Genomic DNA, 24,372 nt, shown 5'->3' on the forward strand with positions numbered 1-24,372 from the left:
CCTGCCCCGCCCCGGCGGCCGGTCCGCGGTCGAGCGGCCGGGGCGGCCGGGAGCCGCGCGGAAGCCCCCGGGCCGGGGCCCGACCGCACGGGGCCGGTCGCACGGCCCGTCGGCACGGGGCCGCCGTGCGGATGGCCAGGACTGCACGCGGGCTCCGCCGCACGGTCCGTCCGCACGGGGCCCGGACGCACGCGGGCCCGGCGCGTCGGCGACTCGGCCGTCGGCGATGGGCCTCGGACGGCCGGGACCCCACGCGGGCTCGGCCGCCTCTGCCAGGAGGCCGTCGGCGATGGGCCCTGGACGGTCGGGACCGCACGCGGGCCCGGCGCGTCGGCGTCCCCGGCCGACGGCGTGCGCACCCCGCTCAGAACGCCGGCCGCTCCGGGTCGAGTGCCGCACGGCCCTCGGCCGGGGACGAAGCCTCCGCGAAATGACGGCGCGGAATACGGCCCGCCCGGTACGCCAGCCGGCCCGCCTCCACTGCGTGCCGCATCGCCTCCGCCATGAGCACCGGCTCCTGCGCCCGGGTCACCGCCGACGCCAGCATCACCGCCGAGCAGCCCAGCTCCATCGCCAGCGCGGCGTCCGACGCCGTGCCCGCGCCCGCGTCCAGCACCACCGGCACGCCGGCCCGCTCGGTGATCAGCTGGAAGTTGTGCGGATTGCGGATGCCGAGCCCCGAGCCGATGGGCGAGCCCAGCGGCATGACCGCCGCACACCCCACGTCCTCGAGCTTCCGCGCCAGCACCGGATCGTCGTTGGTGTACGGCAGGACCGTGAAGCCGTCGTCGACGAGCGTCTCCGCGGCGTCCAGCAGCTCGACCGGGTCCGGCAGCAGCGTCCGCTCGTCCGCCACCACCTCCAGCTTCACCCAGTCGACGCCGAGGGCCTCGCGCGCCAGACGCGCCGTCAGCACCGCCTCGCCTGCGGTGAAGCAGCCCGCCGTGTTGGGCAGCACCCGGATGCCCAGTCTGTCCAGCACGGACAGCACGGACCCCTGGACGGTCGGGTCGAGACGGCGCATCGCCACCGTCGTCAGCTCCGTGCCGCTGGCGACGAGGGAGCGCTCCAGCACATCGAGGCTCGGCGCCCCGCCCGTGCCCATGATCAGCCGCGAGGAGAACTCTGCGCCCCCCAGGAGGAAACGGTCGTCGGACACGGTCGCTCAGCCTCCCTGCACCGCGGTGAGGACCTCGACCCGGTCGCCTTCGGCGAGCACCGTGCCCGACCAGGCGCTGCGCGGCACGACGGTCTCGTTGACGGCGGCGGCCACTCCGGACGGGGCCGTCGTCAGGGTGGCCACCAGAGCGTCGAGGGCAGTGGGCCGGTCCAGCAGGCGCGGCTCGCCGTTCACCGACACCGACACCGACACGGATGCGGACACGGATGCGGACACGGATGCGGAGGCGGGTTCGCGGGCGGGTTCGCGCGCGGAATCCGAGGCGGTCATGCGGGCTGCTCCAGACGTACGGAGGACTGTACGGGCCCCTGTGGGGGAGAGAACCGGCTCGGGCTGAAGTCCCGGGCCTCCGGCGGAAGTTCGCCCGAGACCAGGACCTCGGCCAGCACGTCGCCGGTGACCGGGGTCAGCAGCACTCCGTTGCGGTGGTGGCCGGTGGCCAGCGACAGGCCGTCAAGGGCCGTCGGACCGAGCAGCGGAGCATTGTCGGGGGAGCAGGGCCGCAGCCCGGCGCGGGTCTCGGTCAGCGGCAGCTCCGTGATGCCCGGCACCAGCTCATGGGCGTCCCGCAGCAGTTCGTACACCCCGCCCGCGGTCACCGTGGTGTCCCAGCCCAGTTCCTCGCTCGTCGCGCCCACCACCAGCTCCCCGCCGGCGCGCGGCACCAGGTACACCTGGCTGCCGCGGACCACGGCGCGCACGGTCCGGGAGAGGAAGGGCGCGTACGCCGGGGGCACGGTCAGCCGCAGCACCTGCCCTTTCACCGGCCGCACCGGAGGCCGCACCTCGTCCGGCACCCCGGCGAGCCTGCCGCTCAGGGAGCCGCCCGCCAGCACCACCTGGCCGGCGGCCAGCGTCATGCCGTCCGCCAGCACGGCCCCGGCCGCCCGGTCCCCTACGACCTTCAGCCGCTCCGCCCAGCCCCGGCGCAGCTCCACCCCGGCCCGCTCGCACGCCGTCACCAGGGCGGCCGCGAGCCGCCGCGGATCGACCTGGTGATCGCCGTCGACCCGCAGTCCGCCGCGCACCCCAGCAGCGAGCATCGGCTCCAGACGGCGGCACTCGCGCCCCGTCAGCCACACCGACTCAAGCCCCGACCGCTGCTGAAGCGTGTGCAGCTCCCGCAGATGGGCGCGGTCGTCGGCGTCGAGCGCCACGGCGAGCGTGCCGCAGGCCCGGTAGTCCACGGTCTGCCCGCTCGCCTCCTCCAGCTCCCCGACGAACGACGGATAGCGGCGCGCGGACTCCAGATTGAGCCCGAGCAGCGTCTGCTCCCCGTGGTGCAGCTCGGTGACGGCGGCCAGCATGCCCGCCGCGACCTGCGCGGCCCCGCCGCCCGGCCGCGGATCGACGACCCGCACCCGCAGGCCTCGCTGCGCGGCCCGCCAGGCCGTGACCAGGCCGATGATCCCGCCCCCGACGACCAGAACGTCCGAGGCGTCCTTCGACATACGCGACATGGGCGTTCAGCCCCTCCCTTCGCCGGCATGACCCGGATCAGGTTCGTACGGTCGGAGGCCGCCCAGCCTCCCTCTCAGCCCGGTGCGTCCGGGCTCCCGCGAGTGCTTTACGGTGGCCACCCTAACCCCAGCCCGCGACGCGCTGTAAGGCGCAGCAAGGGAGCAGCCTCGGTGGCACGCTCGCTCGACGGTCTGGTCCTCGCTCCGGTGGCCGATCAGGCCCCAGGTCAGGTGGGGACCGGCACCCGCTTCACGTACCACGAGCAGGACGGCCGGATCTGGGCCGAATACGCGGGCGGCGACGTGGTCCGCGGGCATCTGGTGGGCACCAGGGAGGGCGATCGGCTGGACTTCCGGTACGTCCAGCTCAGGACGGACGGCAGCACGGCCTCCGGGCACTGCGCGTCGACGGTCGTGGAACTCGCCGACGGCCGGGTGCGGCTGGAGGAGGCCTGGCAGTGGGAATCGCAGCCGGGCAGCGGGACCAGTGCGGTGGAGCAGCTTCCCGGGGCGTCTTCCTGACGTCTTGTCAGCTGCGTAAGGTGATCGGGTGAGCGAGCAGAGACAGCGGCCGGAACAGCGGCCGGAGCACCCCGAGCGGCCTGCTCGGCGGGTCGTCGTGTCCGGGGCGGGCATGGCGGGGGTGCAGACGGCCGTCGCCCTGCGGGAGCGGGGCTTCACCGGACCGGTCACGCTGATCGGCGCGGAACCCCACCAGCCGTACGACAGGCCGCCGCTGTCCAAGGCCGTTCTGCTCGGCAAGGCCGAGGGCTCCGCCTTTGACGTGGACTTCGAGGCGCTCGGCATCGAACTGCGGCTCGGCTGCGAGGTGACCGGAGTGCGCCCTGAGGCGCACGAGCTGGATACGGAGGCCGGGCCCGTCCCGTACGACGTCCTGGTCATCGCCACCGGCGCGGAGCCGGTCACCCTGCCCGCGACGGAGGGCGTGCCCGGCGTGCATCTGCTGCGCACCCTCGACGACGCGGCGCGGCTGCGGCCCGTGCTCGAACAGCGGCACGACATCGTGGTGGTCGGCGCGGGCTGGATCGGCGCGGAGTTCACCACGGCCGCCCGCGAGGCGGGCTGCGCCGTCACCGTCGTGGAGGCGGCGGACCGGCCCCTGGCCGGCGCCCTCCCGGCGGAGGTCACCGCTCCGATGGCCGCCTGGTACGCCGAGCTGGGCGCGGAACTGATCACCGGCGCACACGTGGCGTCCGTGGAACCGGGCGCGGTGATCCTCGCGGCAGACGCCCCAGCCTCCGGCCCGCAGCCGCGGCCCGCGGCGGCAGGGCGGGGGCCGCATGGCGCCGAGCAGCCGCCTTCGGGAGCCGGCGGCCCGGCCCGCGAACCCGGCCCCGAAGGGGGCCCGGGGGTTTGGCAGCCGGGGCCGGAGCCGGGGCCGGAGCCGGAGCGCAGCGGGGGCCGCCGCATCGCCGCCGACGCAGTGGTCGTCGGAATCGGGGCGCGGCCCGCCACCTCCTGGCTGGCGGGGTCCGGCATCGCACGCGACCCGGACGGCGCGATCACCGCAGACGACCGGCTGCGCACCTCGGCGCCCGATGTGTACGCCGTCGGGGACTGCGCCTCCTTCCCGTCCGCCCGCTACGGGACACGGCTGCTGGTCCACCACTGGGACAACGCCCTCCAGGGGCCGCGCACCGTCGCCGCCGCCATCGTGGGCGACGCGCCCGGCGAGGCGTACGATCCGGTGCCGTACTTCTGGTCCGAGCAGTTCGGGCGGTTCGTCCAGTACGCGGGGCATCACGCGGCCGCCGACACGCTGCTGTGGCGCGGCGACCCGGCCGACGCGGCCTGGACCGTGCTCTGGCTGCGGGACGGCGTGCTCGTCGCGCTGCTCGCCGTCGACCGCCCCCGTGATCTCGCACAGGGCCGCAGGCTCGTCCAGGCCGGCGCACGGCTGGACCCGGAGCGGGCCGCTGACCCGTCCGTCCCCCTGAAGGCGGCCGTCGACTAGGGTCCGGCTACCGGCTGTCAGTCCCAGATGGCACGCTTGTCCTGTGACCGAGATTGACGCGAAGACCGATGCTCTCGTCCCCGCCTGGCTCCACCTGCCCGACATCGCGGAAATGCTGGACGTCGAGGTGACGCGTGTGCGGCAGCTGGTCAAGGAGGGCCAGCTGATCGCCGTGCGCCGCGGCGAGAACCGCACACTGCAGGTGCCGGCCGCCTTCATCGACGGCGACCGGGTGGTCAAGGGCCTCTCCGGCACCCTGACCCTCCTGAGGGACGACGGCTTCACCGACGAAGAGATGCTGGAGTGGCTCTTCACCCCCGACCCGACCCTGCCCGGCACCCCCGCGCAGGCGCTCGGCGAGAATCGCGGCACGGAGGTGAAGCGCCGGGCCCAGGCGCTCGCCGTCTGACGTCCGGCACACTCCGGCGTCATCCCGCCGCCGCATGCGTATGCGGCGGCCGTACAACCCACCACACCAGTCGCGGTGTGCGGGCCCGAGCTGTGCGCTCCGGCCCGCACACCGCCCGCCCTACGGGGGGATCGTGCCCATGTCTGCCGCTCGTGCGCTGCTGTCCGACGCCCGGCTCTATCTGTGCACGGACGCGCGCAAGGAGCGCGGTGACCTCGCTCCGTTCCTCGACGCGGTGCTGTCCTCCGGCGTCGACGTCGTACAGCTGCGCGACAAGGGCATGGAGGCGGCCGAGGAGCTCGACCATCTCCAGGTCTTCGCCGACGCCTGCCGCCGCCACGGCAAGCTGCTCGCGGTGAACGACCGCGCGGACGTCGCCCATGCGATCGGCGCCGACGTGCTGCATCTGGGCCAGGGGGATCTGCCGGTGCCGGCGGCCCGCGCGATCCTCGGCGACGAGGTCCTGATAGGCCGCTCCACCCACGCGGGCTCCGAGGTGGACGCGGCCGCGGCGCAGCCGGGCGTGGACTACTACTGCACCGGCCCCTGCTGGCCGACCCCCACCAAGCCCGGCCGGCACGCACCGGGGCTGGATCTGGTGCGCCACGCCGCGTCGCGCGGCGGTGACCGGCCCTGGTTCGCCATCGGGGGCATCGACGGCGGCAATCTCGACCAGGTGCTGGACGCCGGAGCGCGCCGGATCGTCGTCGTACGGGCGATCACCGAGGCGGACGACCCCGGTGCCGCGGCCGCCGAACTCGCCAAGAGGGTCCGCGAGCGTTCTGCCTCATAGTGCGGGGCGGTGGCGGCACGGCGCGGTAGCCCGAGAGAGGTGTCTCGCATCGTGGGCATCTGACGGCCCGTAGGTCGGAAAGAAGCTCGTCAGCAGTGGCTTGGTGACGGAAAGGTGTCCAAATGATGGACAGAGGTCGGACAAAAGCCGCATATTTCCGTGGTCCGGTTGGGGGACCGCCGCGGCCTGGATAACCTGCGGGTATGGCCCTCGGCACAGCTTCGACCAGGACGGACCGCGCACGCACCGTGCGTGAGCTGCTCACGCCCGGAAAACCCTCGTACTCGTTCGAGTTCTGGGCGCCCAAAACCGAGAAGGGTGAGCGCAACCTCTGGAACGCGCTGCGCAGAGTGGAAGCGGTGGCCCCCAACTTCGTCTCCGTGACGTACGGGGCCGGCGGCTCGACCCGGGCCGGCACAGTCAAGGCGACCCAGCAGATCGCCGCCGACACCACCCTCACCCCCGTCGCACACCTCACAGCGGTGAACCACTCGATCGCAGAGCTGCGCAATATGATCGGCCAGTACGCCGACGCCGGGATCCGCAACATCCTCGCCGTGCGGGGAGACCCGCCCGGCGACCCGATGGGGGAGTGGATCAAGCACCCCGAGGGAGTGGGGTACGCGGCGGAACTCGTTCGGCTGATCAAGGAGTCGGGTGACTTCTGCGTCGGCGTCGCGGCCTTCCCCGAAATGCATCCGCGCTCGACTAACTGGGACGCGGACATCCGGTACTTCGTGGACAAGTGCCGGGCGGGTGCGGACTATGCGATCACCCAGATGTTCTTCCGCCCCGAGGACTATCTGCGGCTGCGGGACCGGGTCGCCGCCGCGGGTTGCGAAACGCCCATCATCCCCGAGATCATGCCGGTCACCAGCGTCAGGCAGCTCGAGAGATTCCCCGAGCTGAGCAACGCCACGTTGCCGGACGGTCTGAAAGAGCGGATCCTCGCGGTCAAGGACGATCCCGCCGCTGTACGCTCCATCGGTATCGAGTTCGCGACGGAGTTCTGCGAGCGCCTGCTGTCCGAGGGTGTCCCCGGGCTGCACTTCATCACGCTGAACAATTCCACGGCGACACTCGAAATCTACGAGAATCTCGGACTGCACGAGCAGTCGTGACCGGCCGCACCCACCCCGACCCGGGACTGCGGCCGTAGGAGAGGGGCGGGGATGGGCTGGACGGTCCTGTACATCGCGTTCGGCATCGTCGCGCTGTGGCTGCTCGGTGAGGTGCTGCTGCAGTACAAAGCCCGCCTGCGGTGGCGTGTTCTCGCCTTCATCGGCTTCCTGGTCGTGGTCTTCGGCGTGCTGACGGCGAACCGCCTGGTGATCGTGGCCGGCGCCCTCGCCTTCGCCGTCGGCCAGACCTGTGTCACGCTCTCCTTCCGCCGCGGCTTCTCCACGGGGTGGGCGCTCGGCGGCCGTCCGGGCGTCAGCCGGCGGCGCAAGGCAGGCCCGGACGCCGAGGCCCGGCGCGAGCCCACTCTGGAGGTCTCGGGCCTCGCCTATGAAGACGCCTATGAAGACGACGCGCACGCGGACACCCGCGTCGGCGCCTACGACGCCCCCCGCCGGGACCCGGACCACGACCGCGCGGACGGCCCGGCGGGAGCCTCCGACGACGACAGCCCCCGCAGGGACGCCCCGGACCCGGCCCACGCCCCCTACGGGTCCGGTTCGGGTGCCGCGGTGAACGGCTCCGGCGAGCAGTCCTCCACCGTCTACGAGCCGCAGCCGATGCCGGAGGACACCGGCCGGTACGGCGGCTACGCCGATCCGGTGCAGACGGCGCATCAGGACCCCAGCCACGGCTACGCGGCCTACGAGGGCGGCTACGGCTTCTCCGACTACGGCCAGCAGCACACCGGACAGGACGCCTACGCCGGCGCATACGACTACGGCGCCGGGGGCCAGCAGTACGCCGCGTACTCCGACCCCTATGTGGGCGGTCAGCAGTACCAGACGTACGACCACTACGACAGCTTCGGCGGCCAGCAGCAGTTCGCCCCGGACGCCTACACCCAGCAGCCTTACAGCGAGACCCCGCCGGGCGGGGTCTGGGTGCCGCTCCAGCGCGACGACGAGCAGCAGACCCCGCCCATGCCGGCAAACCCGCCCGAGTCCGCCTCCCCCTACGGCTACGACCCCGGCTACAACGAGCAGCAGTACCGTTACTGAGCCGGCTTCCGGCCGGCCGGCCGCGCGCGGGCGCAACAAGGCCGGGCGCCCGCTCCCTCCGGTGGCTGCCGGCCCCGGCGGCGCGTCACCGGGAGCCCCGGAAGTCCGGGCCCTCCACGATCAGCCCGGCGACCAGCGCACCGGACATCCCCGCATGCGCGAGGCCGCCGCCCGGGTGGGACCAGCCGCCCGCGAGATACAGCCCCGGCAGCCGGGTCGCGTTCCCCTGGTGCAGCCAGCCGCAGCCGCCCCCCGCGAGGGCGGGGGCGGGCACCGGCCCCGTCTCCGCGGGCGTCAGGACCTCCTGCCACAGCAGACGCTCACGTATCTCCGGCACAGCGGCGGCCGCCTGGTCGATCAACGCCCGGGCGCAGCGCTCCCGCAGCGCCACATCCGTCCAGTCGGCCCCGTACCCGCCGGGAGCGGCATGGGCCGTCACCGTGGCGGTCAGGGTGACAGCCTCGTGCGCGCCGTCGGGGCGGGTCCGCGGATCGTCCGGCCGCAGCACCGTGACCGTGGGCCGCTCGGCCGCACGCCCGCCGAAGACGGCCGCGGCCTCGGCTGAAGCGTCGGGGGAGTGGACAACGGTGCGGTGCGCCGCGGAGGCGCTCCGCGCCCCGCGCAGTGCGGCCAACACGGTGAACCGTCCGGTCACGGGACGCTGCGGCGGCACATCGCGGTCCTGCCACACGCGTCCGCCCAGCAGCCCCGCCACCGGGGCCCCCGCCACCACATGCGCGGCCTCGGCGAACGAGCCGTCGGCCAGCTCGACGCCGACCGCCCTGCCGTCCTTCTCGACGACACGGGTCACTTCGGCGTCGAATTCGAACTCCACCTTCCTGGCCAGACACCGCTCGTACACGGCCCGGGCCAGCTCCCGCAGGCCGCCCTCGACATACCAGCTGCCGAAGGTCTGCTCCATGTACGGCAGCAGCGCGGCACTCGCCGGGGCGTCCCGGGGATCGAGACCGTAGGAGAGCGCGCACCCGTCGAGCAGCGCGGACAGCCGCGGGTCCGCCAGCTCCCAACGGCCGATCTCCCGGACCGTCGCGGCCTCCCGGACCCGCAGAAGTCCGCGCCGCCGCAGGGACGGATAGGGGTTGCGCCCCAGCACCTCCCAGTTGGGCCACAGCGGCTCCTCCAGCAGCGGGCGGCGGGAGCGGTCCCAGGCGTCCCTGGCCCGCACGAGGAATCTTCCCCAGCGCTCCCCGGCCCCCGCTCCCAACGCCTCCTCCAAGGCGGAGACGACCCCGGCGCGCGAGGCGTTCGGCAGGGTGGCCGCAGTGCCGTCGGCGAACAGATGGCGGCTCGCCGGATCGACCTGGACCAGCCCGACACGGCTCTCCAGCGGCTCCTTGCCGGTCTTGAGGAACAGATCGCGCCAGACGGCCGGCAGATGCAGCAGTCCCGGACCGGTGTCAAAGGCGAAGCCGTCGCGCTGGAACCTGCCCACCGACCCGCCGTAGGTCGCCGAGCGCTCGTACACCGTCACCCGGTGGCCTGCCACGGCCAGCCGGGCGGCCGCCGCCATGGCGCCGGCCCCGGCGCCGATCACCGCAATCCGTGCCATGTCCGCGACTTTATCGACCGCCGCCGACAACTCCGCCGTGCGGGTCTGTGAACGGCGGTTCCTCCGCCCGGAGCCGCTCGTGCGCCGGGCGGACGGCACAGGCTCCCCCGGGTGGACGGCACAGGGGTTGAGTATCCGTACCTAGTCGGCGAGATGAGTACGGATGCGGATGGGGACCGACCTGGGCAGACGGAAGAGTAGGGGGCACGGAAGGGGAGCAGCGCCGGCACCGCCGACACGGGGCGGCGGAACGGCACGGCTCCCCGGACGCAACGGGGGCACGGGGGGACGCGCCGGTCCTGCGAGGCTCGGGGGGATCGAGCCTCGCAGGACCGGCGCTTTCTGTGCGCCCCTCAGCGGCGTCCGCTGACCCGTCCGTGCAGCAGCAGCGAGAGCGCCGAGTGCACATCGTCGAGTGAGCGCTCCCGCTGGAACGCCTGCCAGTCCAGCGCCGCCACCAGCACCATCCCGACCAGCGCGGCCGCCGTCAGCGGGATGTCGAGGTCCCGGCTCAGCTCGTCGCTCTCCACGCCCTCCCGCAGCACCGTCTCCACCACGGCCACCGCCTGTTGCCGTACCACCAGCAGCGTCGACTGCCAGGCCCGGTTGGTGCGCCACAGCTCGGCGACGTACAGCTGGGTGAACGCCGGATAGCGGTCGATGAAGACCAGACCGGCGCGGATCATGGCGTCCAGCGCCTCGACGCGCGTCCCGCCGCGCTCGGCCGTCTCGTCGGCGGCGGCCTGGAGCGAGGCGGTCAGCAGGCCCACGCCGTACCGCAGCAGCTCTTCGAACAGCTCGGTCTTGCTCTTGAAGTTGTAGTAGACGGTGCCTTTGGCGACCCCGGCCCGTTCGGCGATCTCGTCCACCGTGGTGGCTGAGAAGCCCTGCTCCGCTATGAGGGTGACGGCCGCCTCGTAGAGCTTGGCCCGGGTCGCCCGCCGTCTGGTGCTGCTGCTGTCCATGGCGTCGATTCTCACAGGTCCGGACCGCATCACAGGCTCAGTTCGGGATGCAGTCGGTCCAGCGTCCACACCTGCTTGCGCCGTGCCGAGACCGCGGTGAGTGCCAGCGCTCCGGCGGTGAAGGCGGCGAGCACCGCGCACGCCTGCCACACCGGGCCCAGCCCGCCGCCCGTGATGAGCCTGCGCAGCGCCTCGACGACATATGTCATCGGCAGGTACGGGTGGATCGCGTTGAAGAAGCCGGGGCTGGTCTGCACGGGGTATGTGCCGCCAGCGGAGGTGAGCTGAAGCATCAGCACCGCGAGGACGAGGATCCGGCCCGCCGCGCCGAAGCGCGCGTTCAGCCACTGGATGATCGAGGCGAAGCAGAGGGTCGTCAGGGCGAGGAAGGCGATCGTCCCGGCCGCGTACGCCGGCTGCAGATCGAGCCCGAAGCGCAGCACCGACATCAGGGCGGCCACCTGGAGCAGGCCGATCGCGGCCACCGGAAGCCAGCCGGCCAGCGCGACCCGCCAGGCGGACGCCCCGACGGCGAGCGCGCGCCGGTTCAGCGGCTGGATGATCATGTACGCCACCATCGACCCCACCCAGAGGGAGAGCGGGATGAAGTACGGGGCGAAGCCGGTGCCGTAGTTGGGCGCCTTGTTCAGGGACTGACTGGCCAGCTGCACGGGGTCGGCCATCACCTCGGTACGCCGGTCGCGGTCCTTCTCCTCGTAGTCGGGGATCTTCTCCACGCCCTCGTTCAACCCGCCGGCCAGCTCGGTAGAGCCGTCCTTGAGGCTGATCAGCCCGCCGTCCAGCTCCTTGGCGCCCTTCTTGAGCCTGCCGACGCCGCTGTCCAGCTCGGCGGAGCCGGACTGCGCGCCGGTGAGCCCGGTGTGCAGCTCGTCGGCGCCCTTGGCGACCTTCTTGGCGCCCTCGTTGAGCCGCTTGATGTCGGCGATGGACGACTCCAGGTCCTCGTCCAGGTGGGGAGCGCGCTCGGCGAGGGCGTTCGCGCGCTGCTGGACCTTGGCGAGTTCGGCGTCCAGCTTCTCGAGCTGGCCGCTGTTGCTGTTCGCCAGCTCCTGTACGTCGTCGGCGACCTCGGCGACGCCGGCGGCCGACTCCTTGGCCTTCTCCAGCGCGGTGCAGACCTCAGGGTCGGCGGCCGGTTTGTCCGTGCAGCGCTCCCGGTGCAGCGCCGTCAGCTTGTCGGCCTCCTCGTGCGCCTTGGCGCGGGCAGCGGGCGCCTGCCGGACCACGGCCTTGAGGTCTTCGCGGATCTTCCCTGAGACATCGGCGACGAGCCGGGCCGAGACCTCGATCACCCTGCCGTTGTCCTTGAGGTACGGGCGTACGTCCTCGGCGAGCCCGTCGACCTTGTCCGCGAGCTGTTGGGTGCCGGCGGCGACCTGGCGTGCGCCGGTCTCCAGCTTCCCCGCGCCCTTGTTGAGCTCGACCAGGCCCCCGGCCAGCTTGCCGCTGCCGTCCTTGGCGTTCTTCAGCCCGTCGGCTAGCTCCTTGGACCCCTCCTTGGCCTTTCCGACGCCGTCCTTGAGCTGGTCCGCGCCCTTGGCGGCCTCCTCGGTGCGGTCATGGATGTCGGAGAAGGAGATGAAGATCTTGTCGAGGAAGGAGCGGGAGGCGTCGGTCGAGGCGGCGGTGCGGACCTCCGAGAAGACCGTCCGGGAGATCTGCCCGACGATGTAGTTGTTTGCGTCGTTCGTGCGGACCTGCAGCGCTCCGGTCTCCGGGGAGTCCCCGGAGCTGGAGGCGATGCGCTCGCTGAAGTCCGCCGGCATGGTCAGCGACAGGTAGTACCTGCCGTCCTCCACGCCCTTGCGGGCCTCGGCCGCGCTCACCTCGTGCCACTCGAAGACCTTGCTGTCGAGCAGCTTCTCGGTGATCTCGTCGCCCGCCGAGATCTTCTTGCCGTCGGCGGTCGCCCCCTTGTCGTCGTTGACGAGCGCCACGGGCAGCCGGTCGAGGTTGCCGTAGGGGTCCCAGAAGGACCACAGGTAGAGCGCGCCGTACAGCAGCGGCAGCAGCAGGATCGCGACGAGTGCGGCGCGCGGCAGCTTCCCCCTGCCGAAGCGCTTCAGCTCAAGCGCGGCCAGTTTCGGCGAGCGCATCCGCGGCCCCCTCCCTCTTGTCGTTCTTGTGGTTCTTGTCGTTCTTGCCGTGCCGGTCGTCCGCCTTGTCGTGCCGGTCGTCCGCACCCTTCGCGTCCTCGTCGGCTTCGGCGCCGGGGCTCTGGTCCGCGTTCTCGTCGGTGCTCCTGCTCGGGCCGGTCGACTCCGCGGCCTTCTCGGCCTTCTCGGCCTTCTCGGCCTCCTCAACGTTCAGGGGCTTTGGGGGCTTTGGGGCCTGCCGGGTCACCGGGGGCTGCTCGGTCTCTTCCGGAACGTCCGTGCGTACGACCGTCGCCCCCTCGGGAGGCTGGCTGCACACGGCGAGCACGGTGGTGCCGCTCGCGGCGACCGAGGCCAGCAGCCGCCAGGCCTGGGCCCGGTCCGGGTCGGAGAGCTTGAGGTCCGCGTCGTCGACGGCCAGCAGACGGGGGCGGCCCATCAGCGCGAGGGCGGTCGAAAGCCGCAGCTCCTCCAGCCGCTCCAGGTCGCGCACTGCGGTCCGCTCCCCTCTGGGGAGCGCGGAGAGATCCAGCTCCACGGCCTCGAGCGCCTCGTCGACGAGCCGCCTGGCGGTGTCGGCCCGCTCGGCGCGGGGGCGCAGCAGGGCGCGCAGAGAGCCGTCGAAGCGGCGCTGCAGCAGTGCCCGCTCGCGCAGGTGCTCGGCGACGGTCAGCGCCGGGTCGAGGTCGCTGACGCCCGGCACCGGGCCCAGGGCGCAGAATCCGCGCACGGCGGCCATCTTGCGCGGCAGCTGCGCCCCGCCGACCTCGGCACGGCCCTCGGTGGGGCGCATCCGGCCGGTGAGCGCGAGCAGCAGGCAGGTGCGCCCGGAGCCCGACGGGCCCGTGAGGGCGATGAGCGAGCCGGGCGCGGCGTCCATGTCCACCGAGCGGAACGCCCAGCCGCGCGGGCCCTTGAGCCCGAAGTCCTCAGTGGCGACCGCCGCCCCGTGCGGGCTGTCCACGTAACCCTCCCTTTTAGACTGACCAGTCAGTGCAAAAGCTACCCCCGAACCTGCGACCGAAGCAAAAGCGCAGGTCAGGACCGATTGTCAGTGGCTGCCCCGACGATGGACACATACGGCCACAGCGCCGTCACACGACGACAGGAGGCTCGTCATGGCCAGTCATCACGCAGCAGCCGCACCCCGGCGCCGCGGCGCCGGCCCTGTCCCCTCGCTGACCGGACCGGCACACGACGTCCACCCCGTGCTGCGGCGGGCCACCGCCCCGCCCGCGGCCCTCGACCTGCTCGCCCAGGCCCGCAGCGGACTGGACGAGGCCGCCGCCCTCGAATCGTCGAACGAGCAGTACGCCACCGCGCATCTCGCCGCCCTGCGCACCGCGGCGGCCGTCCTCGCCGCCCGCGGCCGGCCGGAGACCGACCCCAGGAAGCGGCGGCGTATACGCAGCGCCTGGGAGGTGCTGCCGGAGGTCGCGCCCGAGCTGACGGAGTGGAGCGCCCTGTTCGCCTCCGGCGCACCCCGCAGGGCCCGGGCCGAGGCGGGCATCCACGGAGCGGCGAGCCGCCGGGACGCCGACGACCTGCTGCGGGACACGGCCATGTTTCTGCGCCTGGTCGAGCGGATGCTGGTGCTTCAGCCGGTGCTGCCCCAGCCCGCGCCGGAGCAGTCGGGGCCGCCTGAGCGGGACCGGCGGCCCGGCGCGGGGGACCCTGCCGGCTGAGCCGGTCTGGCGGCACGGTCCAGGGGGCCGAGGCAATAGGGTGGGCAGCAGCTGTACCGTCCATGCCGAGGAGTCATCACCGTGCCGGACCCGTCCCCTGTCACCGGTGGGGAGAACCCATCGCGCCCATCACGCGCCTCCGTTCGCACGGCCGTGGTCTGGGACGTGCTCAAGGACGCCCTCGACAGCCGGGCCAAGGCCACGGGCACGGACACCCTCGACGTCCTCGACACCGGCGGCGGCAGCGGGAACTTCGCCGTGCTCGTGGCCGGGCTCGGACACCGGGTCACCGTCGTGGACCCCAGCCCCAACGCTCTCTTCGCGCTGGAGCGGCGGGTCGCGGAGGCGGGTGTCGCCGACCGGGTCCACGGCGTCCAGGGCGATGTGCACGGCCTGTTCGACGTGGTCGAGCGCGCCGGCTACGACGCGGTGCTCTGCCATGGCGTCCTGGAGTACGTGGACGACCCCGCGGAGGGCGTGCGCAACGCCGTCGAGGCGCTGCGGCCGTCCGGCGTGCTCAGCCTGCTCGCCGCGGGCCTCGGCGGGGCGGTTCTCGCCAGGGCGCTGGCCGGGCACTTCAGCGAGGCCCGGCAGGCGCTGAACGACCCGGCGGGCCGCTGGGGCGAGGGCGACCCCGTGCCGCGCCGCTTCACCGCGGAGCAGCTCACCGATCTCGTCTCCGCGGCCGGGATCGAGGTCGGCGCGGTCCACGGTGTGCGGGTCTTCGCGGACCTGGTCCCGGGCGCCCTGGTCGACGCCGAGCCAGGCGCCCTGGACGCACTCCTCCAGCTGGAGGCCGCGGCCGCCGAGCTCCCCGCCTTCCGTTCGGTCGCCACCCAGCTCCACGTACTGGGCGAGAAGCGGCGCTGATCAGCGGCGCAGCCGCAGATGGAGTACGCCACAGGGCCCCCGCGCCACGCCGCCGCCCCGTATGATCGGGGGACACCATCCGGCATGACGGATCGGAGGTTGGGGAATCAACGCCTCAGCAGCCGTGCCGGCATGGCGGCCCGGACGGCGAAATGGCGTTCAGGGCGGGTTTCACGGGGGCGAAACCCTGCCTATCCTGAAAGGGCCGCATACCGGTCGCCCCCGCGACCGACAACGAGGAGGACTCCGTGCCGCTCTCGGAGCACGAGCAGCGAATGCTCGAGCAGATGGAGCGAGCGCTGTACGCCGAAGATCCCAAGTTCGCTACAGCGCTTGAGGGAAGCGGGCTGCGTACGTACACCCGGCGACGGGTATACCAGGCAGTCGCGGGCTTCCTGGTGGGTATCGCGCTCCTCATGGCCGGAATGGTCGCGCAGCAGATCTGGATCAGCGTGGTGGGATTCCTCGTCATGCTCGGCTGCGCGGTTCTCGCGGTCACCGGCTGGCGCAAGGCGCCCAAGCCGGGTGAGCAGGCCCCTGGGGACGCGGCCGGGCGCCGACAGTCCCGACAGCGTAAGTCGATGATGAACAGAATCGAAGAGCGGTGGCAGCGCCGCCGCGACGAACACGGCGGCCACGGCCACTGACCGGGGCTCCGCCACGAGGCCCGGGGGCTTGAGCGGCTCGCGGCTGCATCCGAGCCGCGGCACACAATCCAAGACGGCACGGCGGGCGACGCGGAAGGCGTCGCCCGCCGTCGCATGCCGCCACCCCCGTCGCCCATGACGACGCCCCGTGGGCACGGTGCAGGGCGTGCGTCACGCCCTGCACCGTGCCCGGCCGGGGCCCTCCGCACGACGCGCCGACGACGGTCGCCCCGGCCTCAGTCCGAGGCATGGTCGCGGACGGGAACCCCGCCAACTCGGCGTGCATGCGGCTCCGCCGCGTGGACGGGAACCGGCCACGACGCGCCCGCACGTGCCCGGCGACCGGATCGTGCGGCATCTCCCGCGGAGCGCTGGGCATGCCGTCGGTGTCCCATGTGTGCCGTTGGCATGGCGCGGCGGGCCGCACCGCCCCGGTGGCCTGCCGGCTGGCCGGTCGTCGCGTGCGTGGGCCGGCAGCCGGTGCCGTGTCCGGGCCAAGCCGGGGTGGAGGTTGCCCGGTCGTCCTCGGCGTGTGTCGGCAGCTGGTGCCGGACCGCGCCCGGCTGGGGAGCCGGCGCGAAGCCTCCGCCTCCGGGGCGGGCGGCGGCCCCGCTCACCCCTCCCGGAGGGGGCCGAGCCCCCGGCCCCTCGGGGGGAGGGCCGGGGGAAGGGAGGGAACCGGCACACAGGCCCAGCGGGCCCCTCGCCGCTTCAGCCCCGCTGGCGGGACGGGCGGCGCAGAGCCGCCGCCCGGCGGTCCGGCCGCATACGCTGCATGCGCCGGCCCCAGCGGTCCGTGACCGCACGCCAGCGGTCCAGCAGGGACCACAGTGCCCGCACGGACGAGCGCGGCAACAGCAGCGCCCGCAGCCGCGTCCAGCGATCCGCGTTCTCCAGGAGCCCGGCCCGGATGAGCGACGCGTCCTCCGCCAGGCCCGTGCCCGGCCGGGGTTCCGGCGCGTAGAGCACCTGCTCGACCGCGCTCGCCGCCCGGTGCACCGCTTCCGCCGGCTCCTCCTCCAGCTTGCCCATGCGGACAATACGGGCCGCGGCCCTGCGGGGCGTCTGCGACTCGTCGGGCGGAATGCCCAGGTCCCAAGCGGAGTCGATGATCTCCTGCCAGGCCGCCAGCGTGCCGGCCGCCGCCCGGGCAGAATCCACGCCGTCCGCGTCGAGCAGGCGGACGCCCGCACCGTCACCCGGTCCCGGAGCCCCCTGGACACCCGGAGTGCCCTGAAGACCCGGGCCGCCCGACGCGGCCAGCCGCCGTGCACGGGTTCTGAGCCGCCACAGCAGCGGGAGCAGCGGCAGCAGCACCGCCGCCGCCACCGCCGGCGCGACCCACAGCACCGTCCCCAGCGGGAAGCCCTCGTCCGACGGCGGGGTGATCTCGGCCGGCGCGGCCGCGCCGCACTCGCCGAGCCGCCGCTCGTGCTCCGGGCACCGGTCGCTCTCCGCAGGCGCCGCAGAGGGTGCGGCTGAGCTGTCGGGCACCGGCTCCGCCGGGGTGGACGGACCGCCGGACGGCGCCTGCTCCCGGGTGTACTCCGGGACGTTGCCCCGGTCCGGAGTCGGCTCGAACCGCGTCCACCCCACACCCTCGAAGTACAGCTCGGGCCAGGCGTGCGCATCGCGCAGCCCCACCGACATCGTCCCGTCGGACTGCAGGGAACCGGGAGTGAAGCCCACCGCGACCCGCGCCGGAATCCCCAGCGTTCTCGCCATGGCCGCCATCGAGAACGAGAAGTGGACGCAGAAGCCTTCCTTCTGCTTCAGAAAGCGGCTGATCGCCGTGACTCCGGTGCCGGACTCCACGTCGGTGTCATAGGTGAAACCGCCGTCGTCGGCAAACCACTGCTGGAGCTTGACCGCACGCTCGTAGTCGTTCGCCGAGCCCCGTGTGACGTCCCGCGCGGTCTGCGACACCACGTCGGGCAGCACATCGGGCACCTTCGTGTACTCGCGCTGCACCGCGGACGGCGGCCGGGGCGCCCGGATCAGCTGCTCACGGGTCGGCTCCACGATCAGGCTGCTCACCGAGTACTGCGCGCCCTTGGTGGTCTGCCCGCGGTCGCCGACCAGCGTCCGTCCCTCGGGCTCGAACCGCCAGCGCCCGTCGATCTTCACCGACATCGCCGGATAGGGCAGCGGCAGCCAGTTCTGCCGGTAGGAGTCGGCGGCGGAGAGGTTGGTGATGACCTCGGTGACCCGTACGTCCGGGCTCAGCCCGTCCGGCTGGGGCAGCCGCCCGGGCACATCGGTGACCTTGCGCTCCGACGACTTCCAGGCCGTGCCGTCGAACTGGTCGAGGGCCACGATCCGCAGATACAGGTTCCGGGTGTCTTCCGCGTTGGTGCGGTAGCGGATGACCTCGCGGTCCTCGGGCTGGTTCAGGCTGTCCTGGAGCGAGACCAGCGGATTGACCGCCGAGATGGTGCCGCCCCCGCCGATTCCGGGCCCCGAACCGCCGCCCGGGCCGAGGAGCAGCCCGCCGTCCAGCGCGGGCAGCGCCGCGGGGACCGCCAGCGCCACACCCAGGGCGAGTGCCCCTATGCGGCGTCCCGTCCGCACCGGCGCAAGGGCACGGCCGCCGCCCGCGTCCAGCCCGGACGACATGCGCCCGCGTGCCGGAGACGCCCCGCCGAAGACCCTGCCCCACTGGGACAGCCGCTCGCGGCCCTCCGCCAGCAGCAGCACCAGATAGCCGGCGCCGGCGAGCAGGAAGTACAGCCAGCCCGTGCTGCCGCCGGACAGGCTCGCGGCCACCGAGTACAGCGCGAGCAGCGGCAGCCCTGCCGGCGCCGCCATGCGGAACGTCACCGCAAGGGCGTCCACCGTGAGGCCGATCAGCAGCACCCCGCCGATCACCATCAGTCTGATCCCGTCGGTCGCCGGGGCCGGCGACGCATACCGCGCCACGTCCTCCGCGCCCGAGGACAGCAGCTCGCCGAACCCCGCCAGCGACGAGGGCGTGGGAATCAGCGCGCCGAACGCCTGCTGTCCGGTGAAGACGGCGGTCATCAGAACCAGCGCGACCAGCGCCTGCAGCGCGACCGTCAGCATGCGGCCCAGCGGCACGCGCCGCGCGATCGCCCCCGCCCCGGTCACCAGCGCCAGCAGGAAGGCCGCCTGCACGATCCAGGTGGCCGGATCGACCAGCGGCAGCAGCGCCGCCGCCGCCAGCAGAGTGGCCGCATAGGCGCACAAGGCCATCCGCTCGCGACCGCTCATGACCACACCCCGCTCATGACCACACCCCGCTCATGACCAACCCCCAGAGAATGCGTTGGACGGCCCTTGGGACTCGGCGCGCTGCCGCCCGGCCAGCTGCCACAGCTCGGTGAGCGAGGCCCCGGACGGCACGGCGAGCGCGGTCCAGCCGGACTCGCGAAGCAGCCGCAGCCGCTCCTCGACCGCTCCGGTCACCTCGCCGGTCAGCCACGCCCCGCTGTCCAGTACAAACGCCATGGCCGCGGCGGAGCGCTGACGCATCCGGGCGGCCAGCGCGGCCTGTTCCTCGTCCAGATCGCCGAAGAAGGCGATCAGCAGTCCCTCGCGGCCGCCGCGCAGCGCGTCGTGCGCACGGGACAGCCCGGCCCCGTCCGAGTGGTCGGCCACCGCCAGCGTGTCCATCATCAGCCCCGCCGCGTCCGCCGACTCCTGGGGCGATCCCGCGAAGCCGTCGCCGCCGCCCTCGCCCGGCACCGCGCTCCCGGTGTCCGTCAGCAGCCGGACGGCGAACCCGCGCTCCAGCGTGTGAACCAGCGCCGAGGCGGCCCCCGACACAGCCCATTCGAACGCCGAGTCCGGGCCCGCGCCCTCGTAGGCGATCCGCCGGGTGTCCAGCAGGACCGTGCACCGGGCCCGCTGCGGCTGCTCCTCGCGGCGCACCATCAGCTCCCCGTAGCGGGCGGTGGAGCGCCAGTGCACCCGGCGCAGATCGTCGCCGTGCCGGTAGGCGCGCGGAATGATGTCGTCGTCGCCCGCCAGGGCGAGCGAGCGCTGCCGTCCGTCCCCGTATCCCGACGCGTCGCCCGCGAGCTGCGTCGGGGGGAGCGTCTCGGTCCGCGGTATCACCGTCAGGGTGTCGTACGCGCTGAAGGAGCGGGTCAGCTCGCACATCCCGAACGGGTCGCTCAGCCGAAGTTGAAGCGGTCCGAGCGGATAGCGCCCGCGCAGATCGGAGCGCACCCGGTAGGACACCTCGCGGCGGCCGCCCGCCTCCACGCGGTCGAGCACGAAGCGGGGCCGGGGGCCCAGCACATACGGCACATGGTCCTGGAGCATCAGCAGCCCGGTCGGCAGCCGGGAGACATTGTCCAGCCGCAGATGCACACGCGCCTCGGAGCCCGCCGCCACCCGCGAGGGGGAGAGCCGTCTGCTGGCGGCGACCCGGTAGCGGGTGCGGTAGAGCACGGTGGCGCACACCAGCGGCAGCACGGCGAGCAGCAGCCCGACCCGTACGAGGTAGTCCTGCCCCAGGACGTAGGCGCATCCCGCGGCGGCCAGCCCGGCGGCCAGGAACGACCGGCCGCGGGTGGTCAGCCCGCCCAGCGCGGCCCGCACCCCGCCGGCCTCCCCGCCTCCCGAGCCGGGCCCCTCGTCCCGCGCGCCGGCCGGCACGGAGGGCATCACAGCCGCCGGCTGCCGGGCTGCTGCCCGAAGAACGACGGCTGGGCGGCCCTGGCCTGGGCGTAGGCGCCGTCCGTGCTCCCGGTCGTGGGCACGGGTACGCGCTGCAGTATCTCCTGCACGACCTGCTCGGCCGTGCGGCGGTTCAGCTGGGCCTGCGCCGTGGGCAGCAGCCGGTGGGCGAGCACCGGCGATGCCAGCGACTGCACATCGTCCGGCAGCGCGTAGTCCCGTCCGGCGAGCGCGGCCGAGGCCTTCGCCGCCCGCAGCAGATGCAGCGTGGCGCGTGGCGAGGCGCCCAGCCTTAGATCAGGGTGACTGCGGGTGGCCGAGACCAGCTCCACCGCGTATCTGCGCACGGAGTCGGCGACATGGACGGAACGCACCGCGTCGATCAGCTTGACGATGTCATGCGCATGCGCGACCGGCTGGAGGTCGTCCAGCGGGGAGACCGAGCCATGCACGTCGAGCATCTCGAACTCGGCCTCCGCGCTGGGATAGCCGATGGACACCCGTGCCATGAAGCGGTCGCGCTGGGCCTCGGGCAGCGGATAGGTGCCCTCCATCTCGACCGGGTTCTGCGTGGCCACCACCATGAAGGGGCTGGGCAGTTCATAGGTCTGCCCGTCGACGGTGACCTGGCGCTCCTCCATCGACTCCAGCAGCGCGGACTGAGTCTTGGGCGAGGCGCGGTTGATCTCGTCGCCGATCACGATCTGGGCGAAGATCGCACCCGGCTTGAACTCGAAGTCACGCCGCTGCTGGTCGTAGATCGACACACCGGTGACGTCGGACGGCAGCAGATCCGGGGTGAACTGGATCCGCCGCACGGAACAGTCGATGGACCGCGCCAGCGCCTTGGCCAGCATCGTCTTGCCCACGCCCGGAACGTCTTCGATGAGCAGATGCCCCTCGGCGAGGAGCACGGTCAGCGAAAGCCGTACGACCTCAGGCTTGCCCTCGATCACATCCTCGACCGACCTGCGGATCTCCTCCGCTGTGGACGTCAGATCTGTGAGGCTCGCTCGATCGTCATAGGTCGTCACCCGGCCCTCCTCGGCCCATCCCCACGCTCCTGTCGAGCAGGGGCCCTTACCGGGCCGAGACGCGTCCTGCCGCCCGGCCCACCCCGACACACGGACACCCGCCCCGGAAAGTTCCCGAAGGGCATCCGCGGGGTGTCACACACGCATTCTTGTTGCCGGTAGTCCGCGCTGTCACTCGCCTGTGGATAACTCCGGGTGATTTGTCGGCGTTGCCGTGAATTCCCGCCCGCTGAGCTGGCCATTCGCCTGCTTCGACGGGCCGCGTCGGGTCACTGGGCCGGGTCGATCTCCCGCAGCACGCCCTTGGTGACGTCGAAGACAAAGCCGCGTACGTCGTCCTTGTGCAGCAGGAAGGGCGAGGTGCGCACCCGCTGCATCGACTGCCGCACGTCCTGGTCGACGTCCCGGAACGCCTCCACCGCCCACGCCGGACGCTGGCCGACCTCGTCCTCCAGCTCATGCCGGAAGTCCTCCGTCAGGGACTCCAGGCCGCAGTTGGTGTGGTGGATGAGGATGACGCTGCGGGTGCCCAGCGCCCGCTGGCTGATGGTGAGCGAGCGGATCACGTCGTCCGTGACCACGCCTCCCGCGTTGCGGATGGTGTGGCAGTCGCCCAGCTCGAGGCCGAGTGCCGCGTGCAGGTCGAGCCGTGCGTCCATGCATGCGACCACGGCGACCTTCAGCACGGGCCGTGCGTCCATCCCGGGGTCCTGGAAGCCGTCGGCGTAGTGCCGGTTCGCCTGGACCAGCTGGTCGATGACCCTGGCGTCGGGGCCGGCCGTGGCGTCGGAGGCGGGGGAACCTCCGGTGCTGGCGGCGTCAGCGGTGTGGTGCGGGGAAGTCGACATGGGACCGACGTTAGTGGGCACACCCGTTTAAAGCTCGCTGTGAGAGCGGACAAAGAACGTCAATGGCGCTTGTTGTGAGGCAGCCCACAGACAGCCCGCAGGGGTGTACGGGGCAGGCCCCGCAGGGGTTGCTCGGGGCGGGGTGCGGAAGGACCCGGCGGCGCCCTCGCGACGCGCCGCCCGATGCCCGGCCGGTTGATTGACCGCAAAGGACCGTGGACTAAAGTGACGCGCAGTTCACGGACACAACCTGCGCATCCCGCAGATTTTCCACGATTCCCCGCGAGTGCGCATGTCCGCGCCGTTCATGGAGAGGGCGCATGAGCCAGACCCGACACGTCCCGGTGATGCTCCAGCGGTGCCTGGACCTGTTGGCCCCGGCGCTGCGGCAGCCGGGCGCGGTCGTCGTGGACTGCACCCTCGGTCTCGGCGGGCACAGCGAGGCCCTGCTCAAGGCGTTCCCCGAGGCCCGGCTGATCGCCCTCGACCGGGACAAGGAGGCCCTGCGGCTCTCCGGCGAGCGGCTGGCCCCCTACGGAGAGCGCGCCGCCCTGGTGCACGCCGTCTACGACGAGCTGCCCGAGGTGCTCGGCCGGCTCGGCGTCCCGCGCGTCCAGGGCGTCCTGTTCGACCTCGGCGTCTCCTCCATGCAGCTCGACGAGGCCGACCGCGGCTTCGCCTACGCCCAGGACGCGCCGCTGGACATGCGGATGGACCAGACGGCCGGCGTCAGCGCCGCCGAGGTCCTCAACACCTACCCGCCGGGCGAGCTGGTGCGGATCCTGCGCACCTACGGCGAGGAGAAGCAGGCCAAGCGCATCGTCTCCGCCGTCGTGCGCGAGCGGGAGAAGGAGCCCTTCACCACCAGCGCCCGCCTCGTGCAGCTGATCCGCGACGCGCTGCCGCAGGCCGCCAAGCGCACCGGGGGCAACCCCGCCAAGCGGACCTTCCAGGCGCTGCGCATCGAGGTGAACGGCGAGCTGTCGGTGCTGGAGCGGGCCGTGCCGGCCGCTGTGGAGGCCCTGGCCGTCGGCGGGCGGATCGCCGTCCTGTCGTACCACTCACTCGAGGACCGGCTGGTCAAACAGGTCTTCGCGGCCGGCGCCGCCAACACCGCGCCCCCCGGCCTGCCCGTCGTCCCGGAGCAGTACCAGCCGAGGCTGAAGCTGCTGACGCGCGGCGCGGAACTCCCCACGGAGGAGGAGGTCGCCGAGAACCGACGTGCCGCGCCCGCCCGGCTCAGGGCGGCGCAGCGCATCCGGGAGGACGTGTGAGCGGAGCGGGCAGGCAGCTGCGGGGGCGGGCCGCCCGGCTCGCCCGGCTGCTGCCGTCGGGGCCGAACACCGCGGCCCGCACCCCCTTCGTGCTGCTGATCGTCCTCCTCCTGGGCGGCGGGCTGATCACCCTGCTGCTGCTGAACTCCTCCCTCAACCAGGGCTCGTTCGAGCTGAGCGAGCTGAAGAAGAAGACCACCGAGCTGACCGACGAGCAGCAGGCCCTCCAGCGGGACGTGGACAGCCGCTCCGCGCCCGACGCACTGGAGCGCAGGGCCCGCGAGCTGGGCATGGTGCCGGGCGGCAACCCGGCCTTCCTCGACCCGGACGGCAAGGTCAGGGGCGTCCCCCGCAAGGCGGCGGCCCCGCCTCCGGAGCCGACCCCCACCCCCACGCCGACCCCCACCCCCACGCCGACCCCCGCCCCGGACCCGACGCCCGCGGCGGAGGCCACGACCGGGGCGGAGCCGCAGCTCACGGCCCCGCCGTCCGGCGCCGGCGGGACACCAAAGAGCCCCGGCGGCCAGGAATCCTCGCAGGAGGCCCCCGGCCCGTCCGACGCCGCCGCGGGCGCCCGCGCCGCTACGACGGCCGCGAACCCCGAAGCCCCCGAGACAGACTCCGCAACCCCCGGCAGGTGATGTGTGCCGCCCCAGCAACCGCCCCGCCGCCGGGTGCCCGGCCCCGCCCGCCGCCCCGCCCAGCGCCCCGCGTCCGGCAG

At 73.2% G+C, this 24,372-nt stretch carries 22 protein-coding genes and 1 riboswitch; of the genes, 11 read left to right on the forward strand and 11 right to left on the reverse strand.

Annotated elements, in window-relative coordinates:
• Positions 1–364: 364 nt before the first annotated feature.
• The 3 genes from QCN29_RS33830 to thiO all read right to left on the reverse strand — a co-directional run bounded on the left by QCN29_RS33830 (position 365) and on the right by thiO (position 2,631).
• Positions 365–1,159: a thiazole synthase gene (locus QCN29_RS33830; protein ID WP_240139141.1), complete on the reverse strand. Its 795-nt coding sequence runs from the start codon at positions 1,157–1,159 to the stop codon at positions 365–367.
• A 6-nt stretch (positions 1,160–1,165) separates the two neighbouring features.
• A complete protein-coding gene (thiS, locus tag QCN29_RS33835) occupies positions 1,166–1,384 on the reverse strand; it encodes a sulfur carrier protein ThiS (RefSeq protein WP_279932982.1) in 219 nt (72 codons plus the stop codon).
• Between the two features lie 62 nt (positions 1,385–1,446).
• Positions 1,447–2,631 (reverse strand): glycine oxidase ThiO, encoded by a 1,185-nt coding sequence (gene thiO / locus QCN29_RS33840; RefSeq protein WP_279932983.1) that lies wholly within the window; start codon positions 2,629–2,631, stop codon positions 1,447–1,449.
• A 6-nt stretch (positions 2,632–2,637) separates the two neighbouring features.
• Positions 2,638–2,750, reverse strand: a riboswitch (TPP riboswitch).
• 61 nt (positions 2,751–2,811) lie between these two features.
• On the opposite strand from thiO, the gene QCN29_RS33845 reads away from it, so the two are divergent.
• The 6 genes from QCN29_RS33845 to QCN29_RS33870 all read left to right on the forward strand — a co-directional run bounded on the left by QCN29_RS33845 (position 2,812) and on the right by QCN29_RS33870 (position 7,997).
• Positions 2,812–3,162 (forward strand): hypothetical protein, encoded by a 351-nt coding sequence (locus tag QCN29_RS33845; protein WP_279932954.1) that lies wholly within the window; start codon positions 2,812–2,814, stop codon positions 3,160–3,162.
• Between the two features lie 28 nt (positions 3,163–3,190).
• A complete protein-coding gene (locus tag QCN29_RS33850) occupies positions 3,191–4,615 on the forward strand; it encodes an NAD(P)/FAD-dependent oxidoreductase (RefSeq protein WP_279932955.1) in 1,425 nt (474 codons plus the stop codon).
• Between the two features lie 43 nt (positions 4,616–4,658).
• The gene (locus QCN29_RS33855) at positions 4,659–5,024 is read left to right on the forward strand and encodes an Rv2175c family DNA-binding protein (protein WP_256527157.1); all 366 of its coding nucleotides are present in this window, start codon (positions 4,659–4,661) and stop codon (positions 5,022–5,024) included.
• Positions 5,025–5,163: 139 nt separating this feature from the next.
• On the forward strand, positions 5,164–5,817 hold the full coding sequence (gene thiE, locus QCN29_RS33860) for a thiamine phosphate synthase (RefSeq protein WP_279932959.1): 654 nt from the start codon (positions 5,164–5,166) through the stop codon (positions 5,815–5,817).
• 203 nt (positions 5,818–6,020) lie between these two features.
• A complete protein-coding gene (gene metF, locus QCN29_RS33865; protein ID WP_279932961.1) occupies positions 6,021–6,938 on the forward strand; it encodes a methylenetetrahydrofolate reductase [NAD(P)H] in 918 nt (305 codons plus the stop codon).
• Positions 6,939–6,989: 51 nt separating this feature from the next.
• The gene (locus QCN29_RS33870) at positions 6,990–7,997 is read left to right on the forward strand and encodes a hypothetical protein (RefSeq protein ID WP_279932963.1); all 1,008 of its coding nucleotides are present in this window, start codon (positions 6,990–6,992) and stop codon (positions 7,995–7,997) included.
• Between the two features lie 85 nt (positions 7,998–8,082).
• On the opposite strand, the gene QCN29_RS33875 is transcribed toward QCN29_RS33870, so the two are convergent.
• The 4 genes from QCN29_RS33875 to QCN29_RS33890 form a co-directional block, all read right to left on the reverse strand.
• A complete protein-coding gene (locus QCN29_RS33875) occupies positions 8,083–9,552 on the reverse strand; it encodes a phytoene desaturase family protein (protein ID WP_279932985.1) in 1,470 nt (489 codons plus the stop codon).
• Between the two features lie 368 nt (positions 9,553–9,920).
• Positions 9,921–10,532 (reverse strand): TetR/AcrR family transcriptional regulator, encoded by a 612-nt coding sequence (locus tag QCN29_RS33880; protein WP_279932965.1) that lies wholly within the window; start codon positions 10,530–10,532, stop codon positions 9,921–9,923.
• A gap of 29 nt (positions 10,533–10,561) precedes the next feature.
• Positions 10,562–12,649: a YhgE/Pip domain-containing protein gene (locus QCN29_RS33885; RefSeq protein WP_279932967.1), complete on the reverse strand. Its 2,088-nt coding sequence runs from the start codon at positions 12,647–12,649 to the stop codon at positions 10,562–10,564.
• Complete coding sequence (locus QCN29_RS33890; protein ID WP_279932969.1) at positions 12,621–13,613, reverse strand: ATP-binding cassette domain-containing protein; 993 nt, start codon at positions 13,611–13,613, stop codon at positions 12,621–12,623. Before QCN29_RS33890 ends, QCN29_RS33885 begins: the two co-directional genes overlap by 29 nt.
• Before the next feature lie 154 nt (positions 13,614–13,767).
• On the opposite strand from QCN29_RS33890, the gene QCN29_RS33895 reads away from it, so the two are divergent.
• The 3 genes from QCN29_RS33895 to QCN29_RS33905 all read left to right on the forward strand — a co-directional run bounded on the left by QCN29_RS33895 (position 13,768) and on the right by QCN29_RS33905 (position 15,851).
• Positions 13,768–14,334 carry an SAV_6107 family HEPN domain-containing protein gene (locus QCN29_RS33895; protein WP_279932971.1) on the forward strand — a complete coding sequence of 189 codons (567 nt, stop codon included), beginning with the start codon at positions 13,768–13,770 and terminating at the stop codon, positions 14,332–14,334.
• Between the two features lie 81 nt (positions 14,335–14,415).
• A complete protein-coding gene (locus tag QCN29_RS33900; protein WP_279932972.1) occupies positions 14,416–15,204 on the forward strand; it encodes a methyltransferase in 789 nt (262 codons plus the stop codon).
• 248 nt (positions 15,205–15,452) lie between these two features.
• A complete protein-coding gene (locus tag QCN29_RS33905; protein WP_240139153.1) occupies positions 15,453–15,851 on the forward strand; it encodes a DUF3040 domain-containing protein in 399 nt (132 codons plus the stop codon).
• 711 nt (positions 15,852–16,562) lie between these two features.
• Here the strand turns inward: QCN29_RS33905 and QCN29_RS33910 are convergent.
• From QCN29_RS33910 to QCN29_RS33925, 4 genes are all read right to left on the reverse strand, one after another.
• A complete protein-coding gene (locus QCN29_RS33910; RefSeq protein ID WP_279932973.1) occupies positions 16,563–19,082 on the reverse strand; it encodes a transglutaminase TgpA family protein in 2,520 nt (839 codons plus the stop codon).
• 30 nt (positions 19,083–19,112) lie between these two features.
• Positions 19,113–20,483, reverse strand: a complete 1,371-nt coding sequence (locus QCN29_RS33915; RefSeq protein ID WP_398860529.1) for a DUF58 domain-containing protein — start codon at positions 20,481–20,483, stop codon at positions 19,113–19,115.
• Positions 20,483–21,529: an AAA family ATPase gene (locus QCN29_RS33920; RefSeq protein WP_240139156.1), complete on the reverse strand. Its 1,047-nt coding sequence runs from the start codon at positions 21,527–21,529 to the stop codon at positions 20,483–20,485. The genes QCN29_RS33915 and QCN29_RS33920 overlap by 1 nt, the downstream gene beginning before the upstream one ends.
• Before the next feature lie 269 nt (positions 21,530–21,798).
• Positions 21,799–22,377: a beta-class carbonic anhydrase gene (locus tag QCN29_RS33925; RefSeq protein ID WP_279932977.1), complete on the reverse strand. Its 579-nt coding sequence runs from the start codon at positions 22,375–22,377 to the stop codon at positions 21,799–21,801.
• A gap of 320 nt (positions 22,378–22,697) precedes the next feature.
• Between QCN29_RS33925 and rsmH the strand changes: the two genes are divergently transcribed.
• Positions 22,698–23,651, forward strand: a complete 954-nt coding sequence (gene rsmH / locus QCN29_RS33930) for a 16S rRNA (cytosine(1402)-N(4))-methyltransferase RsmH (protein ID WP_279932978.1) — start codon at positions 22,698–22,700, stop codon at positions 23,649–23,651.
• Positions 23,648–24,292: an FtsB family cell division protein gene (locus QCN29_RS33935; RefSeq protein WP_279932980.1), complete on the forward strand. Its 645-nt coding sequence runs from the start codon at positions 23,648–23,650 to the stop codon at positions 24,290–24,292. The genes rsmH and QCN29_RS33935 overlap by 4 nt, the downstream gene beginning before the upstream one ends.
• Positions 24,293–24,372 lie beyond the last annotated feature (80 nt).

The organism is Streptomyces chengmaiensis (assembly GCF_029846775.1).
Classification (GTDB): domain Bacteria; phylum Actinomycetota; class Actinomycetes; order Streptomycetales; family Streptomycetaceae; genus Streptomyces; species Streptomyces chengmaiensis.

Excerpts from the sequence above, each read along its gene's own strand:
- thiO (WP_279932983.1), bottom strand. The coding sequence starts at position 2,631 with ATGTCGAAGGACGCCTCGGACGTTCTGGTCGTCGGGGGCGGGATCATC.
- thiE (WP_279932959.1), top strand. The coding sequence starts at position 5,164 with ATGTCTGCCGCTCGTGCGCTGCTGTCCGACGCCCGGCTCTATCTGTGC.
- metF (WP_279932961.1), top strand. The coding sequence starts at position 6,021 with ATGGCCCTCGGCACAGCTTCGACCAGGACGGACCGCGCACGCACCGTG.
- QCN29_RS33870 (WP_279932963.1), top strand. The coding sequence starts at position 6,990 with ATGGGCTGGACGGTCCTGTACATCGCGTTCGGCATCGTCGCGCTGTGG.
- QCN29_RS33880 (WP_279932965.1), bottom strand. The coding sequence starts at position 10,532 with ATGGACAGCAGCAGCACCAGACGGCGGGCGACCCGGGCCAAGCTCTAC.
- QCN29_RS33885 (WP_279932967.1), bottom strand. The coding sequence starts at position 12,649 with ATGCGCTCGCCGAAACTGGCCGCGCTTGAGCTGAAGCGCTTCGGCAGG.
- QCN29_RS33895 (WP_279932971.1), top strand. The coding sequence starts at position 13,768 with ATGGCCAGTCATCACGCAGCAGCCGCACCCCGGCGCCGCGGCGCCGGC.
- QCN29_RS33910 (WP_279932973.1), bottom strand. The coding sequence starts at position 19,082 with ATGAGCGGTCGCGAGCGGATGGCCTTGTGCGCCTATGCGGCCACTCTG.
- QCN29_RS33915 (WP_398860529.1), bottom strand. The coding sequence starts at position 20,483 with ATGCCCTCCGTGCCGGCCGGCGCGCGGGACGAGGGGCCCGGCTCGGGA.
- QCN29_RS33925 (WP_279932977.1), bottom strand. The coding sequence starts at position 22,377 with ATGTCGACTTCCCCGCACCACACCGCTGACGCCGCCAGCACCGGAGGT.
- rsmH (WP_279932978.1), top strand. The coding sequence starts at position 22,698 with ATGAGCCAGACCCGACACGTCCCGGTGATGCTCCAGCGGTGCCTGGAC.